The following is a 15,727-nucleotide window of genomic DNA, read 5'->3' as shown; positions in this document are numbered from 1 at the left end:
CTCCGATGCCTACTATGCGCAAGATTCTGCCTGCCCTCGCCTTCATTTTGCTCCAGTCCGTCGTTTCTCTCTGGGCGCAGTCGCCCATCACGCCCGCGAATGAAACGGGGCTCCCTGCGGACGGCGTTTATTCCCCAAACGACGAGAATATTAATCTCACGAATGGGAACGTGCAGTTTACGCTGCCACTCGTTTCGCTTCCCGGCAGAGCCGGGCATGATCTGCATCTCAATCTCGTTTTCAACAGCAAGGCGCTCTCTCCAACGCTGAACGAGAGGCCTTTCGATCCAGTCAATGAGACCTCGGCCTACGGAGTCTTTGGAGGCTGGCAATTGCCAAACTGGTTTACTGACAGTCCGATTCATATCCCGCAAATTGTGGCTTCATCCAATCCCGTCGTAGGACAAGATGTTCTGCACGATGCTTTTGGACAGCCCTCCGGCTACGTCAATATCATTTGCTCGGCTGGATATGTGTATCTCGATGAAACTGGGGCACCTCACTCCTTTGGCAATATCACCAACTGCATGGGGGACATTGCTCATCCAGAGCTGGAAAAGCATGTGTCGGATGCCTACGATGGTTCGCTCTATCGCTTGGACTTCAACAATGGCGGCCTTTTTCGCCCGGACGGGTCGCAACTTCGGGGAAACCAGGATACCGATAAAAACGGCAACGTCATTACGTATGCCTTCGATGGCTTCACAGGGAATTACAGTATCAAAGATACTGTCGGTCGAACCGTAACCATCACGACGAGTAGTAATCCAATCACGGACTCCAAAGGACAGTTGAGCCCTGGTTCAACGACCGATTGGGTTGTCACCTATAAAGGGGAGGATGGACAAGACCGCACGATCAGCATCCATCGCGTGCTCACGAGCGACCCCATTACACTACAGGCAACCTGCACAGATTCGGTCGGCGAGTCGCAGAATACGACCTCGACACTCTCTCCGTTAGGAAGCATCTACACCGTCACGTTTTCGGGTTCACCCTCACGGACCTATACACTGACGTTGAACGGAATGGAGGAACTCACACGCGTGAACTATCCCACGGGAGGATATGTTCGTTATGAGTACACCGACTTTCCTGGATCAGAGCAGGTCAACGGAGCTTATGTTGGCATCACTTGCTCGAACATGTCGCATCGTGAAGTGAGCGCGAAGTATTTTTGTTCCAATTCTTCAGGGCGGTGTTCCCCAGAAGTGAGAACCACCTATACTCCGACGATTCACACGCTTGGGCTAGGTGAGAATAGTGGAATCGATGTCCGCAATAGCGACGGACGGACGCATGTGGATTTCATCCCGATGATCCAGCACCAGGCCCTCGAATCGAATCGCGTGATCTATCAGGGAGAGAGTACACCGCTACAAGCCATCAGTACGCAATACGATACGGCCGAACAAAAGAGTCAAGTCACAACAACGCTTTATTCGGGGGGACAGCCCCAGGTAGCGACCAAGGCAACCTATGGATACTTCACCAAGAATTTTATTTGCCCGCAGTATCCCTATTCCCAGACCAACTGTAACGAGACTCCTGCGCCTGGTGAAAGCCCGATTGTCACGAGCGAGAAAATCTTCGGCTTCGACGGGGCGCTTATCCGGGATACAGAGACCACACCAACCGGTTATGAGCAAGGTTTGCAATACAACTGGAGCCTCATCTCTTCGCAAACGGTCACGGGCACGGGCGGTGGCATGGCGAAAACAGACAACGAATACGATGTCTATAGCAATGGTCTGGCTGTAACGGGAGCGGACAGCTCAACCCATATCCAAGTAGGAAATTATCGAGGGAATCTCACTCGTGTCAGACGCTACACCCTGAATGGTACCGGACCGATCGATAGTCTTCAGTCTTACGATGACACAGGCAATGTGGTCGCCACTACAGATCCGCTCGGTCACGTCACGAATTTCCACTATCAAGACGCGTGGTCTTCGCTGGGATGCGCTCCGTCATCCAGCAATGAATTTGCATATCTCACCCAGGTTCAGGATGCGCTTCAGCATACTTCTAATTTCCGGTACAACTTCTGCACTGGAACCCGGCTGGAGGCGTCCGATCTAAACAACAATTGGACGACGACGTCCTATGACAACTTCGCGAGAGTGAATCGGATCAGCTTTCCGGATGGTGGATGGCAGCAGTTCTCCCGCTCCGACTCCGCCCCCGCTTTTGAGAATGTCCAGATCGCCGAGAACACTGCTGGGCAGACGATAAACAAAGCAAAGTCCTTTGATGGCTTGGGGCGCGTTTTGACGGCGACGACTACGGAAAGCGGTAGTAGCCAAATTTACACGGCGGATTACGGCTACGACAATCTTGGCCGAATCAGCACGGCGGGCAATCCCTATCGCCTTACTGATTCTTCATTTGCAACGACCAGTTACACCTACGACTCACTAGGCCGCAAGACACTCCAGACGCAGCCGGATGGCTCTACCCAACAGTGGTCTTATAACGGTAGCCAGACCGTCTTTACCGATGAGACCGGACACACCTGGTCACGAAACTACGATGCGCTAGGCCGCCTCGGCAATGTGATCGAGCCAACCGGTGCTTCCACCGGCTATGTTTACGACTCTCTCGGGAATCTTACGACTGCGACCCAGACTGGAGTTGCGGGCGATGCTCGGCGTTCTCGCAGCTTCACGTATGACTCGCTTTCGCGGCTTATCACAGCGACCAATCCGGAGACGGGAACAATCTGCTACGGAACTTGGACTAGTGGAATTTGCTCAAATGGTTACGACGCAAATGGGAACCTTATGGCGAAAACTGATGCTCGCGGGGCAACAGCGACCTACGGTTATGATGCGTTGAATCGCCTGACATCGAAATCACGCTTGGGCGCGTCGACGGATCTTTACTTCTATGACGGGTTAGTGGGAACCTGGGGAGCTACTTCGTTGCTTGGCGGCAATTTGGTCGGGCATCTAAGCTTTATCCGATCGTTTAACCCAGACCTAGCTGGCAATACCTGCGACATCAATAGTCGTAAGAACTGTGACGACCAATACTTTGGTTATGACAACGTTGGCCGGCTCAATCACTGGACTGGAGCGCCGCCCTCTGAATGGGGATCCACGTCGCACAGCATCAATACTACATACGATCTGACCGGCAATCCGCTGCGGATCTCCTATCCTGATGGACGTACACTTCGGAAGGACTATGACGCGGCGGGCCGTTTAACGGCAGTGACGGATGAAAGCCTGAACAAAGTGATGGTTTCGGCGATGAGCTATTTCCCCAACGGTGCCGTTCAGAGCCTGAGCTACGGCAATGGTGTTGTAGAAAAATTTGGACAGAACAATCGGCTACAAACATGCACCGATGTGGTCACTCAAGGGTCGAACACTTACCTAAACAAGACCTATCATTTTCAGCCGAATGCAACAGGTGCTTGCGGCAGCGAATCTAGCAATAACGGCAACATCTGGAGTATTGCGGATGGGACCGCGGGCGCACTCTACAGCCAATCCATGAGTTACGACAGCCTCAATCGGCTCATCTCATGGACTGGACCGAACTTCGTCGGTATGCAACAGATGGCGTATGGCTATGACTCCTTCGGAAACATGACGCAGGTCCCGGGGACGCAAGCGCTTGCCCCCAGCGTCGACTACGATGCGAACAATCGGTACCTCCGCGGCGGCTCCGCACTTGAAGCGCGGTTCAGTTGTGTCGGCGCAAACGGAGAGACCACGGGCTACGATGCAGCGGGAAACCTATTGTGCTGGGGTACGCCGAACAGTAATGCACAGGCGTACACGTGGGATGCGGAAAGCCGCATGTCCCGTCTCTATGCGGCACAGAATAGTACGCTAAATCTGAAGGCGCTCTATAGCTACGACGCGATGGGCGCACGGGTTCGGGCCGATCAGTTGGATAGCTCAGGCCACAGCATATCCTTCCGGGAATACAGCTCCTTCGGCGGTGAGTTGTTAAGCGAGAAAGACCAGAACGGTTGGTGGACCGACTACATCTTCGCTAACGGGAAGAAAATAGCTCGTGTCGACCCAAACAATGTCTATCGCTGGATGATCGCGGATCAGGTAGGGACGTCTCAGTTGGAGTTAGATGCCTCAGGTACCCTTCTGTGGAAAGGGGAATTCCTGCCCTTCGGCCAAGAGCCAAATCCCGCCGCCACTACGAACCGTTACAAATTTACCGGCAAAGAACGAGACGCCGAAAGCGGCCTAGATAACTTCGGGGCGAGGTATTACGCGAGCAGCCTGGGCAGATTTATGTCACCAGACTGGGCGGATAGTCCGAGCCCCGTTCCCTGGGTTCTTCTCGCTAACCCGCAAAGCCTCAACCTATATAGCTATGTAAACAATAACCCCATGACGAGGCGGGATGAGGATGGTCACGCTACTTTATGTGGTCCTGATCTATGGAATTCACAAACGAATACCCTGACGTCGGGTAGCTGCGTTGATCTACCTGATCCTCTAACGAGAGGTCAAATTATTCGCCAGACCCATGACAACTTTATGAATTGGCGTAACAATCTGGCAGTTAATAAATGGCTGAGCAAGAAGCTAAATCCTCGATCTGTTGAAAGCGCGCAATGGGCTGTGTTGCTGGCGGAAATCTTAGAGAGCGATCTAGGCCTCGCAAGCGATGAGATTGAGGATCTCACCAAACCGGGATCCATCGATAACAAGGGTATCAAGCTCACACCTGACCAAATTGGAGCGAAGCTCCAAGATGGTGGATTCACAAAATCGGCGGCGAGCGATGGAACTCCCGTGTATGTCAAAGGAGATAGACAATATACGGTATATTCACAAGCTAGATCGACAGACGGCCCATCAGCTCAGGTCAAAGATAATGGCAGCGTGGTGGGGAAAGTCAGGCTCAAATAGGTGCGTATATGAATTGGATTTTGGATAAGGATCGTTTCGATCATCTCTACCTCGAGGCGAAGTCATGTGTTGATACCGACAGTGGTCGTCTACCAACCGCCTTCAAAAGGCTGACCTTTGATGATGCGCAGATTTGCACCATTGAGTTTGCGAATATGCTCCAGGAGCTACTGAAATGGTCAGGAGATCCTTATTTTTCGTATGTTGTGTTAAAACCGGACCCAATCTACTACTTTCATAGGCTATTCAATGCCTTTCCAGCCATCGAAGTTGGAAGAGGAGCTACAGCAAGGGATTACATCAAGTGGCTCAACGATGGGCCAGAGGAAAGTCCGGCAGATGCATTGGGAACGAACTGCACGGAGTGCGTGATTGTCCCACCGTCGAAGCGATGGTTTGTACATGCCGTACGGTCTGCGCTTAGTGACGGAGGCCATCTTTGGATGCCTAGTGACTGGGTTGATCGAGCAGTGTCAATGTATCCCTATTTATCTGCGATCGCGATTCAATAAAAGAGACGCGAAGTTCGATGCTTCGCTGGCGAGCAATCGCGGCGTAGTTTACCGAGTATGTGCAGCTCCTGGATATGGGCGGAGTGGATTTTTGTCACACGGCGGTCATCTCCGACCTAGCTCGGAAGGCTGCCTCAAAATCAACTGCTCAAGCCAGAACGATTTGTTCAGGAAGTTGCAGGGTGCTGCGGCTGTTCCTCTCACAGAGGTGAACTCATGAGCAAAGCTCCAAGCAAGGATTTGGCACAATTCGGATTGTTAGGACTACTGGTTCATGCGTTAGGCATCTACGCGTTTGTCATCGTGCCCAAGAGTGCACCGGTCTTGGTATGGAAGCTCTTGATCGACGACCGCAAAGACTGGTTACGGCGGTGAACGGAATGATCTTCCATCTAAGCTTCCCGATGGAGAGGCAATACGCCGACGCAAGGCTGGATGGGCTGAATCAGTAATCCATGGAACATACAGTGGCACCCGAGCCACGCTGTCCATAAAATCGGAAACCTCTCGACGACTTCTTACGGTCGAGAAGCTCAATGGCGTTGTTGTGAATGACGGACGGCCAGAGCATTACGGAGGAGACGTGGAAGCCGGGAGCCCTCACCGTAAAAACGCGGCTGGTATACGAGAAGCGATAATGCCATGCTTCGCATGGGGTTGGGGATGACACAACACCCCAGAATGGTTCCTGTACAACAACCTTAGGTTGCTGTACAGGAACCCATGAAAACAGGGCGGATAATAGAAACGCCAGCAAAAGCGTTAGTCTGGAGTCGTGCGCACGTTGCTGTAGGGGAACTCTAGAAGTTGCAGATCCTTAGCCCACCTCCGGCCCCCTTGCTGTCTTGTCATCGACGCGCAGGCAGTGTGCGGCCACGATCCAAACTCCCATCAAAATCCAGACCAAGCGGTGCTCTATGAAGCCGCCCTTATACACGAAGGCTGTCGGCGGGAAGATCTCGGAGGCGGAGTGACCTGCCTTGCTGGAGGAACGTGCGCGTGATGCCGAGATGCGCCTGACGGAGTGGGTTCGGGAAGCGTTGCTGTAGGCGTCGGCCGAGTCCGGGCCGGACTCTGGGGAGGTTGCGCTGGGCGCAGTCCTGGCTCTGCGGTCGCTACTTCTCAATCTCCACTTCCGTGCGGCTAAGGGGCAAGCGATCCCGGAGCCGGAGATGCACGACTGATCGAACGGGTGGACGAGACGAAGAATCGCCCGTCTCATGACTGTCGCCGCGATCCCTTCAAGCTGTTGCAGAGCTCGTGCGCTATGCCGTTGTAGGGTTTGCCGTCTCGTTCGATGCGGTCGTCTCGATGTCCGCCGTTCATCCCACGCCCTTCCCAATGCTCAAAGGTCGCGTCTTCACTATCAACGTGCGTTCCGCAAATGCAACAAATACCGTGATCCCGGCTCCACATCGCATCACGGCGCCGTCGATACTCCGCGCGACCGTGGGCGGTTTCGGTGCAGATCTCGCGGCCGTCGCGCATGATACGCACCGCAGGCTTAGGCATCGCTTTGCCTTTACGCCGTGGGCGTTCGCGTACTTTGTTGAGGGGAGTCCGACGGAGCATCTCACGCGAAAAGTACCCCCTGATCGCGAACGGGCACCACTCTGGGCGCATCGAAGAGTTCTACCTCGTCACCTTCGAGAGGATGAGATTGAAGCTCAGCCAATCGTTCAGCGCATTCGCGCGTATCGAAGCGCTGTTTTCTATCGATCACACCTAACAAGCTGCAGCGGATGACATCTTCAGCTAACTCCAGAACGAAGCACGCGTGACTAAAGCTCGTCAGATACGCCAGGCGGTCACTGATCTTGGGCGTTGGACGGGCGATCCAATCGCGCGCGAGCAGAGCCTCGTCTGTAGGTGCGCCCTTCTTCCCATCCTGCGCTTCTTCCAGCGCAACCTCAATCATGCGGAAGTAGTAAAGCGCTTCCGGTTGTTTGAAGCGTGGCAGCAAACCTCCGAGCCACGTCCTGCGCTCTTGCACGATCTTTTCGCCTGTCGGCACACCGTCAGGGACTCCATTCTCATTCTGCTGTTCCATCGCTACCTCCTTGCGCGATCGCTTCCATCTCCGTGGCGAATCGGGCGGCGTTCTCTTTCTCCGCACTCTCTTGCTCGCGTCTGTCCGCTTCAGCGCGAAAGTCTGCCGGTGTAAAAGACTTCCGCATCTCGCATGCAGCGCACTCGTACGTGCGCGCCGCCATGGATTCGCGAAGCCTGCGGAGCTTTTCGTCCTGATCCATCGGCGCAGCCTGGTGACGATCATCCGTCATGCGACTCACGGCGTCAGTAAAGATGCGGGCATTTTCCCGCCTCTCCTCCGGATTGTTTCGGAGATACTCGACCCACTCTTCATGCTCACGACGCTCCTTCTCCTGTCGCTCAGCTTCGAGACGCTGGCCACGCAGCCGCTTTGCTACTGCCAACACGCGACCAAGTTCCGGCATTGCCGTCTGTCCTTCGCCGCGGATCTCCATCGCAAGCTCCGCGATCGCACCACGGACGTCCTGCATATCGAAAGGTGACAGCGCCTTGCCGTAGATCAGGTACGTCTCTGCGCTGAGGGACGCTTGCCGTGCCTCCGCCATCGTGAGCAGAAGACGGTTGATGGATCGCTGGTAGTCATCCGGTTTGATGAGTTGCGCCAGGGTCGTTCGGAAGTCCGCTAGCGCGCTGGAAGGCGGCGACATTGCGATTTGTGCGCTCCTGCGCTCGATTGCTTCGGCCTGCATGTTTCTCTCCTCGTTGCCACTCTTCGATTGGTTTGCGGTACTCGCGCTCACGGAAGAAGCGCTCTATGCGGCTCAAGAATCCCTTGTCACCCGGTGGCCACTGCGCGACGGCTTTCGCGATGTCCTGCGTAAGCTGCAGGATGATTTCTTCGGCCATAGCGCGTGAACAACCGGTGGACAAGCACTCAGCGGTGACGGCTTCGAGAACAGCAGTCACTTGCGCATGTGTCACGTCCATCGGCCCTATGCTGCGCGAAGTCGCGCTAGGGTGGGCGCAGACGATCTGCGCTGCGATGGATTCATACTCCTCGGCAAGTTCCACCACGCGGGTCGCGGAAGGCTTTTGCCGTTCTTGTTCCGTGGCGTTCCGTTCCGTCTCGTTCCGTACCGTTCTTACCGGTTGCTCAGCTTCGGAATCAGGTAGCTGAGCTATAGGTGAGCTATTGTTTGTCTGTTGCTCAGCTTGTGGAGTGCTAGAACCTTCGTCTTCCGGAGTGCTTCCCCATCGCCTCTCGGATGTTGCCTTGCCGCCGTTCTTCCTTTTGAGGTGAAGTTCCTGAGCTTTGAGCCATTCGTTATACATGCGCGCGTTGAAGATGCGACCTTCCGGGCCTTGCTTGAACTGCTCAAGCACATGCTCGCGGATCTGCGGCCAGTCAGCACGCTTGCGGCTCAGCTTTGCAAGCTCCTTCTCGTCGTTCGGCAGCATGCCGTCAGGCTGCTGAAACTGTGCCTTCAAAAGGTTGTCGTAAGCGCGATACTCCGCGTCCGTCATCTCCTGGACGGTGGCGCTTCCTTGCCACGCATCGATGTCGATCTTTACCCAGCTCTGCCACGGTTCCGGCACGGTCTACTTCCTTTCCTTCCTACGCTGCGTCCGCGTCATCGCGGACCTGACACATGTCTGCCCGTGCCCAGGTCTGGTTTCCGAATGGATCTTCTAGGCAGACCATGGGAGAGTTCTTGTAGCCGACTACGGTTCCGCCACACACATAGCGACCGTCTTTGGTGAAGCAGTCGGCTTGTTCGCCAAGCGACTTCTGGGTCGGGATCTTCTTGCGATTCAGAGTGGGCGTTTCGCTAGGCATTGTTCACCTGCTCCTCCAGTGCTGTGCGGATCTGTCGTGCGAACATTTCCGGTATCTGCGGCACTACGGCATTACCGAGTCCTCTAAGTCGGTCCACCCGAGCGGGTATCCCATGAGCCACTCGACCCACGTTGGGTTCAACTGCCCACTGACTGATTCGCTCAGGTAACCTGTCGTCCGCCCTGTCGCTGCCCGACTCGGCCTCATTCCCTTGCGCTCGATGTGATCCATCGTGCTGGGCGTCGGCCAATGCTTTCGGCCACTTACTTTGCCCGTTCTCACTATGGCAAGTAGATCTCCCCTGCCTCCCTTGTCCGCCATCGAGGATTTCGGTGTTGGCAGCATCTTCACTGCCGCAGGTAGACCGTTCCGGGGGTTCATCACATCGAAGTTGCCGCGCTTCTCCGCATCGTTCGCACGAGGAGTCGGCCACATGCCGCGCTCCACTTGCTTTACGTATCGCTCCAAGCACACCGTCTGCTTCCGCCCTTCCGGTGTTTTCCCTTGAGGAGTAGTTCCATCTGGCAGCGTTTGGCCACCGCCGCCCACAGTTGGGGTAGGCCACAATCCAGATCCTTTCGCGGAGATGCGGAGCGCCGACGTCGGCAGCAGATACGATTTCCCACTCCGCGTCATACCCGATTTCGGCCAGGTCTCCGAGTACTGTTCCCATTCCCCGTCCAAGCAAAGCTGCGACGTTCTCCACGAAGACGAAGCGGGGTCGTAGCTCGCGAACGATGCGTGCGTACTCTCCCCAAAGTCCAGACCGTTCTCCGGTGATTCCTGCCCGCTTTCCTGCATTGCTGATGTCCTGGCAGGGGAAACCTCCGACAATGACGTCGACTGGCTTGAGGTTGTGGGCTCCGCACTCTCTGATGTCTGCATACCGCTCCGCATGGGGAAAGTTCTTGGCCAACACACGCTGGCAGTAAGGGTTGATCTCGACCTGCCAAACGGTGCGGAACCCCGCCCGCTCGAAACCGAGGTCAATGCCGCCGATACCAGCAAAGAGCGAACCGACTGTAAATTCGGCCATCTCATTGGCCTCCTATACGTGCAGCTCCAGTTGGGCGTGCATACTGGCGTGCCGAAGGAGTGGCGTCGAGCTCTTTCAGGATGCCGAGCGTGATGCCGCTCTCCCGCAGCTTCTTCAATGCAATCGCTTCGATCTGACGTATCCGTTCGCGTGTAACGCCTTCAATTTTGGCGATCTCTTCAAGGGTCATGCACCGGTCCTGCGCGTAGCCTCCCTTCACTCTTGGGCCTGCTATCTCTTTGCGGCTTTGTACGGAGCCGGGGATGGCATCACCAAGTTCGCGGGCGGGCCCGGCTTGTTTCCGAAGTGTGGAGGGAGTTTGCTTCTGACCGATCTCGCCCGCGTGTGCTCTTCCCGTTCGTGCTCTCTGGAAAGGCACACGAGAATCACCAGCCAGACGAGCACCATGGTCACCATTACTATCAGCAAGAACACTGACAACTGTTCCAGGCCGTTGAGCGTTGAGTACATCACTTTTCCTCTCTTGTTTCGTAGTTGCTTTCTTCAAAACGTGCTCCGTCCTTCGGGTGGCCTTCGCCACCAGTTCGACAACTGTTTCGATCGAATAAATTTGATCCGTTGGGAGGCGGCTACCTCACACGCGCATGGGCATCACGCCGTAGCGCAAGGTTTCTCCCTCGAACGGTTCTGCGTAGAGCATCATGACCTGGTCTTTCTCGCCGATGTCGACCGTCACATCGCCGCGCAGCTTCTTCAAAGCGTCGACCAGGTACTCACCTTTGAATGCCATGGCCAGCTTCGTTTGAGGTCCACCTTCAATCGAAACGGCCTCGTCGGCGTCGCCCGAGTCAGGCGTCGCGCCGTTCAAGGTGATCGACTCACGCTCGAAGTACATGCGGATGCACTGCGTTTTAATGTCCGCCATCGCGATACAGCGCTGTGCGGCGAGCAGTAGACGCGGTGCAGGAAGCACTATCGCTAGGCGACGGTTTTCCGGGAGGATCTTGTTGTAGGGCGCGAACTTCTTCGCGAGGCGGCCTGCACGGATCTCGATGATCTGCGCTTCGATGCCTTCCATCCGAACTCCGATTGCGCTTTCGCCAAGTTGTATCGAGACGGTCGCATCACAATCGCGTAGCGTGGCCAGCAGCGCGTCACATAAATCACCGGGGAGAAGGATCTCGCACTCGGGAAGGCCCTTCATCTCGATTCGATAGACCGAGATCCGATACCCATCGAGGGCGGCGACTTCCAGGTAGCCATCTTTCGCGGTGAGAAGGGCACCGTCGACAACGAACCGGTTTTCCGATTCTGTCATCGCGAATGCAACGTGTCGAAGGGCGCGCAAAAGGACGTCCTGAGCCATAGCGATCGTCTGCCCCTCTGTGGGCATCGGAAACTCAGGAGCACCTTCGACCGTCGGCACCTGGGCGCGGCAGGCTCCGGAGCTGAAGCGGGCTTTGTCGCTCTTGAAGGTGATCGACACCTCTTCGGTATCGAGCAACTTCACATAATTAAGGAGGCGCTCCGCAGAGATTGCGACCGGCCTATCGTCAGGAAACTCTGTCAGCAGGTTCACGCGAATTCCGACGTTGAGGTTGTTTGCCGAAATGCCCATGCCCTCGGGCATCTTCTCCATCTTGATTGTCCGAAGGGCTGGGATGCCCACGGACGCCTTTGCAATCGCGGGGCGAACAATCTCCACTGCCGACCGCAGCATCTTGGTCTTCATCTTTACGTCTGCCATCACTTCTCTCCATTCATGACCGAGGCGAAGATCTCCGTCCTCGGATTGGTGCGGTCTTCGTCGTCAAGTTCGAGGTGCCAGACCTTTACACGTGCGTCGGAATGGATTACGCCTGCTTCGACCAAGCCATCCGCGATGCACTTCCAGAAGTTGTCGCCGTCGCCTCGCTGTCCAGGGCCAAGAACGATAGTTACGGCGAGGTAGTAGCGGATCTTGTCGCGTTCACGTTGCGTTGCTGGCGCAATCGACTGTCCCTTTGCTGCAATCGCAATTGCAGCCTTGAACGCCTTGCCCTCCGGTGTTACGCGAAATCCGAGGCACGTGCGACCTAAACGGCTCCTGCGCTCGATCGGTAGTTTGTAATGGTTGACCGAGGGTGGAACCAACGGAACTCTAAGCGAAATAGCGGTCATTTCGTCCCTCCATCGTTCAACGATTGTGGCGAGGGAAGGACATAGACCAACTCCCAGCGGCCAAGGATGAACATCTTCGTTGTGACCAGCTCCTTCTTCCGTAGGTGCATCTGGAAGTGCGCTTGGGTCGGACGCGGGTGCGTGCAGGCTGGACAGGTTGCCATAGCTACCACCACCCGCATAGAAAGCCGATACGGCCTGCGATCAAGGCGCCAGTGACGAGTGCGGCCATGGCCATGCTGAAGGAGCTGATGATGCTGGCAAGGTTGAACGGGCGGCAGTCCTCGACCAAGAACTCCCCAAAGTCGAAGGCTTCGAGATTAGGAAGGGTCACTGTTGTGCCTCCATTCCGGAGAGAAGGCCGCGCTGGGGATTGAGGGCGACGATGACGGTTCCACCGTCGCGGCGCTCGTCCGTGGCCTGGACTCGGTCCGCCAGCTTCAACTCCGCAATACGACCGGAGATGGAGTGCATCGGACGACCGACCCTCTCTGCCAATTCTTTGCAGGTCAGACCAAAAGGCTTCCGGCGAAGCTCAGCGAGGATCTGCTCGCGAACGGCTTCGGTCTGTTGTTTGGCTGCGAGGAAGGCGGCGTTGCTTGCCGCTCTGCCGCGATGCTTGTTCTTCGACGGGTCTTGGGAGTGGACGTGGCGGGCGACCATCAGCGCGCCTCCCGGTGCCAGAAGCCATTGAAGAACACGCCATGTCGATACTTGCGCACACGGCCGCAGGCCCAGCAGAACTGCATGCCGAGGTAAGGGTGCGAGGCATCACGATGCTCACAGTTGCAGAAGAATGCGCTGATGAAGCTAAGGGCTTTTTTGAGGGGGTTGAGTCGAGGAACATGCGGCAGCCGACCGATCGGCTGCCGTTCTAAAGCTTTTTCTCTCTTGAGCATCTTTGTAAGTCCTTTCGGATCTACAAAGTGTCGAAAGATGGTGCACCCGAGAGGATTCGAACCTCTGACCTACAGCTTCGGAGGCTGCCGCTCTATCCAGCTGAGCTACGGGTGCGCGTGTTCAGTTTACACCGGGGGCTGCTGCAGTTCGGCATCACGTTTTTTGCGCATCTCTTCCATCACGGAGGAGATGAGTTCCTTTGCACCGTTGATGCCTGCCAGGACGGCCTGCAGGTCAAGCGCGGGTACGGCCGGGTTGCGGTTGGAGGTGCAGTAGACACCGTGTTGGCCGATCAGCGCGAGCGAGTCCGTCAGGACGTCCATGGTGACCGCCAGACGGCCCCGTTCCGTGCCCATCATGAACTCGTACTTTTCGAGTTCTTCCTTGCGGTCCCAGAAGATGGATTCTGCCATGGCTACCACTCCTTCGCTGCGGAGTCCGGTGTGAGCGAAATGGAAGACGGCGGCGCCTTCCAGCGGAGGACGGGATTGCGGGCTGCTGCGGTCTCGTTCAGGCGGCGGATGCGCGTCGTGTGCGGAGCAGTCTTGACCAGCTCCGGGTTTTCAGCAGCTTCGCGGGCAATCTGCTGGAGCGCATCGATGAGCAGGTCGAGCTCTTCGCGCGACTCACTCTCGGTCGGTTCGATCATCATCGCGCCGGAGACGATCATCGGGAAGCTGACCGTGTAGGCGTGGAAGCCATAGTCGATCAAGCGCTTGCCCATGTCGCCGGTTTTGACGCCGTTCTTTGCCTGCAGCTTGTCGGAGAAGACGACCTCGTGCATCGATGGTGTCTTGAAGGGCAGATCGAAGTAGCCTTCCAGCTTGGCGCGGATGTAGTTCGCGTTGAGCACGGCGTCTTCCGTGGTGAGGCGCAGGCCGTCGGGTCCGTTGGCCAGCGTGTAAGCCAGTGCGCGGACGAACATGCCGAAGTTGCCGTAGAACATGCGGACGCGACCGACGGAGAGCGGACGGTCGTAGTCGAAGCCGAGGCTCTTGTCCGCCTTGCGGACGACGATAGGCGTGGGCAGGAAGGGCTCCAGGATGGCCTTGCACGCCACCGGGCCGCTGCCTGGGCCGCCACCGCCATGCGGGGTAGAGAAGGTCTTGTGCAGGTTGAGGTGCATCACGTCTGCGCCGAAGTCGCCCGGACGCGTCTTGCCAACGAGCGCGTTCATGTTCGCGCCGTCCATGTAGAGCAAAGCGCCTTTGGCGTGGAGGATGTCCGCGATCTTGTGGATCTCGCTCTCGAAGACGCCGATGGTGGACGGGTTCGTGAGCATGAGCGCTGCGGTATCTTCGTCGACGAGCTTTTCCAACTCAGCGAGATCGACCATACCTTCGGCGTTCGACTTCAGGTTCTGCACCTGGTAGCCAACGACGGCAGCCGTCGCGGGATTGGTTCCATGCGCGGAGTCGGGAATGAGGATCTTCTTGCGGGCGTTGCCCTTGCTCTCGTGATACGCGCGGATCATCAGGATGCCGGTGAATTCACCATGCGCGCCCGCGGCGGGCTGCAGCGTGATCGCGTCCATGCCGGTGATCTCGATGAGGTACTGCGAGAGATCGTGCATGATGCCGAGTGCGCCCTGCGAAAGCGACTCGGGCTGGTAGGGATGGGCTTCGGCGATGCCTTCGAAGCGCGCGACGGCTTCGTTCACGCGGCCGTTGTACTTCATCGTGCAGCTTCCGAGAGGGAACATGCCGAGGTCGATGGCGTAGTTCCAGGTGGAGAGACGCGTGAAGTGGCGAACGATCTCGATTTCGCTGAGTTCGGGGAGAGCGCCGTACTCTTTACGCACGGATTTACCGAGAAGAGTCGACGCGTCGACCGCAGGCACGTCGAGTTCGGAGAGGCGGTAAGCCTTCTTGCCGGGGGAAGACTTCTCGAATATGAGTCCCTCGTTCTGCGAGGTGTGCGTGGTCGCTTTGCGCGGTGTGCCGATAAACTTTTCGTCTGACATAATCTTCTGACCTCAGGGGCTAAAGCCCCGATTTTCTCGCGCTCTGTGGCACGGCTGAAGCCGTGCCCTTAACCAAATTTGTCATTCCGCAGCGAAGCGGAGGAATCTGCTTTTCCCCACGCGACGAGCAGCCAACCTTTAGAACTCAAAGAACCCTTCTGGAGAGGTGAAGCTGCCCGCCTGCGGAGAGTTGAGTTCTTCTTCGCGAAGAGAGAGGGCGATGACGACGCCGTTCTCAAATTCGAGCGTCAGTTCATTGCCTTCGTTATAAAGTGCGGTCTTGACCTCTTCGCTGATGACGAAGCAAAGGGCGTCGCGATAGCCGGGGTCGCCGAAGCCGATCGAGACTCCGTTGGCGTCGGCGATAACGGGCCAGGCGAGCAGTGTCAGTAAGCTGTCGTCGAAGCGAAGCTGCAGGAAGTCGAGAACGAATTCGACTGCTGTCAGTTCGGCTCCGTTGAGAAGATCGAGATCCAT

Annotated in this window: 18 protein-coding genes and 1 tRNA gene; 2 read left to right on the top strand and 17 right to left on the bottom strand. The window is 56.5% G+C overall.

What is annotated here, in order from left to right:
- Positions 1-5 precede the first annotated feature (5 nt).
- Positions 6-4,889 carry an RHS repeat domain-containing protein gene (locus ACIPR4_RS15415; protein ID WP_013569592.1) on the top strand — a complete coding sequence of 1,628 codons (4,884 nt, stop codon included), beginning with the start codon at positions 6-8 and terminating at the stop codon, positions 4,887-4,889.
- Positions 4,890-4,897: 8 nt separating this feature from the next.
- Positions 4,898-5,401, top strand: a complete 504-nt coding sequence (locus ACIPR4_RS22985) for a hypothetical protein (protein WP_013569591.1) — start codon at positions 4,898-4,900, stop codon at positions 5,399-5,401.
- Positions 5,402-6,619: 1,218 nt separating this feature from the next.
- On the opposite strand, the gene ACIPR4_RS22565 is transcribed toward ACIPR4_RS22985, so the two are convergent.
- From ACIPR4_RS22565 to ACIPR4_RS15335, 17 genes are all read right to left on the bottom strand, one after another.
- Positions 6,620-6,913: an HNH endonuclease gene (locus tag ACIPR4_RS22565; RefSeq protein ID WP_144312451.1), complete on the bottom strand. Its 294-nt coding sequence runs from the start codon at positions 6,911-6,913 to the stop codon at positions 6,620-6,622.
- A gap of 61 nt (positions 6,914-6,974) precedes the next feature.
- The gene (locus tag ACIPR4_RS15405; protein WP_013569587.1) at positions 6,975-7,451 is read right to left on the bottom strand and encodes a hypothetical protein; all 477 of its coding nucleotides are present in this window, start codon (positions 7,449-7,451) and stop codon (positions 6,975-6,977) included.
- The gene (locus tag ACIPR4_RS15400; protein WP_144312450.1) at positions 7,435-8,100 is read right to left on the bottom strand and encodes a hypothetical protein; all 666 of its coding nucleotides are present in this window, start codon (positions 8,098-8,100) and stop codon (positions 7,435-7,437) included. The genes ACIPR4_RS15405 and ACIPR4_RS15400 overlap by 17 nt, the downstream gene beginning before the upstream one ends.
- Positions 8,033-8,989 carry a YdaU family protein gene (locus ACIPR4_RS15395; protein WP_013569585.1) on the bottom strand — a complete coding sequence of 319 codons (957 nt, stop codon included), beginning with the start codon at positions 8,987-8,989 and terminating at the stop codon, positions 8,033-8,035. The genes ACIPR4_RS15400 and ACIPR4_RS15395 overlap by 68 nt, the downstream gene beginning before the upstream one ends.
- A gap of 19 nt (positions 8,990-9,008) precedes the next feature.
- Positions 9,009-9,230, bottom strand: coding sequence for a hypothetical protein (locus tag ACIPR4_RS15390; protein ID WP_013569584.1), 222 nt, complete (start codon positions 9,228-9,230; stop codon positions 9,009-9,011).
- A complete protein-coding gene (locus ACIPR4_RS22980) occupies positions 9,223-10,266 on the bottom strand; it encodes a DNA cytosine methyltransferase (RefSeq protein ID WP_013569583.1) in 1,044 nt (347 codons plus the stop codon). Before ACIPR4_RS22980 ends, ACIPR4_RS15390 begins: the two co-directional genes overlap by 8 nt.
- A 1-nt stretch (position 10,267) precedes the next feature.
- Complete coding sequence (locus ACIPR4_RS23405; protein ID WP_342612285.1) at positions 10,268-10,645, bottom strand: sigma factor-like helix-turn-helix DNA-binding protein; 378 nt, start codon at positions 10,643-10,645, stop codon at positions 10,268-10,270.
- A gap of 216 nt (positions 10,646-10,861) precedes the next feature.
- Entirely contained in the window at positions 10,862-11,974 is a 1,113-nt protein-coding gene (locus ACIPR4_RS15370; RefSeq protein ID WP_013569581.1) for a DNA polymerase III subunit beta, read from the bottom strand.
- Positions 11,974-12,387: a RusA family crossover junction endodeoxyribonuclease gene (locus ACIPR4_RS15365; RefSeq protein WP_013569580.1), complete on the bottom strand. Its 414-nt coding sequence runs from the start codon at positions 12,385-12,387 to the stop codon at positions 11,974-11,976. The genes ACIPR4_RS15370 and ACIPR4_RS15365 overlap by 1 nt, the downstream gene beginning before the upstream one ends.
- Positions 12,384-12,551 (bottom strand): hypothetical protein, encoded by a 168-nt coding sequence (locus ACIPR4_RS22800; RefSeq protein WP_187290195.1) that lies wholly within the window; start codon positions 12,549-12,551, stop codon positions 12,384-12,386. Before ACIPR4_RS22800 ends, ACIPR4_RS15365 begins: the two co-directional genes overlap by 4 nt.
- 2 nt (positions 12,552-12,553) lie before the next feature.
- On the bottom strand, positions 12,554-12,721 hold the full coding sequence (locus ACIPR4_RS22795) for a hypothetical protein (protein ID WP_013569579.1): 168 nt from the start codon (positions 12,719-12,721) through the stop codon (positions 12,554-12,556).
- Positions 12,718-13,050, bottom strand: coding sequence for a hypothetical protein (locus ACIPR4_RS15360; RefSeq protein ID WP_013569578.1), 333 nt, complete (start codon positions 13,048-13,050; stop codon positions 12,718-12,720). The genes ACIPR4_RS22795 and ACIPR4_RS15360 overlap by 4 nt, the downstream gene beginning before the upstream one ends.
- A complete protein-coding gene (locus ACIPR4_RS22210) occupies positions 13,050-13,286 on the bottom strand; it encodes a hypothetical protein (RefSeq protein WP_013569577.1) in 237 nt (78 codons plus the stop codon). Before ACIPR4_RS22210 ends, ACIPR4_RS15360 begins: the two co-directional genes overlap by 1 nt.
- A gap of 38 nt (positions 13,287-13,324) precedes the next feature.
- Positions 13,325-13,401: transfer RNA gene (locus ACIPR4_RS15350), tRNA-Arg, on the bottom strand.
- 11 nt (positions 13,402-13,412) lie between these two features.
- Positions 13,413-13,700 (bottom strand): hypothetical protein, encoded by a 288-nt coding sequence (locus tag ACIPR4_RS15345; RefSeq protein ID WP_013569576.1) that lies wholly within the window; start codon positions 13,698-13,700, stop codon positions 13,413-13,415.
- Between the two features lie 2 nt (positions 13,701-13,702).
- Positions 13,703-15,250 (bottom strand): aminomethyl-transferring glycine dehydrogenase subunit GcvPB, encoded by a 1,548-nt coding sequence (gcvPB, locus tag ACIPR4_RS15340; protein ID WP_013569575.1) that lies wholly within the window; start codon positions 15,248-15,250, stop codon positions 13,703-13,705.
- A gap of 138 nt (positions 15,251-15,388) precedes the next feature.
- Complete coding sequence (locus ACIPR4_RS15335; RefSeq protein ID WP_013569574.1) at positions 15,389-15,727, bottom strand: hypothetical protein; 339 nt, start codon at positions 15,725-15,727, stop codon at positions 15,389-15,391.

The sequence above is a fragment of the Terriglobus saanensis SP1PR4 genome, assembly GCF_000179915.2.
Taxonomy (GTDB): Bacteria; Acidobacteriota; Terriglobia; order Terriglobales; family Acidobacteriaceae; genus Terriglobus; species Terriglobus saanensis.
This window is presented reverse-complemented; position numbering and strand designations above follow the sequence as displayed.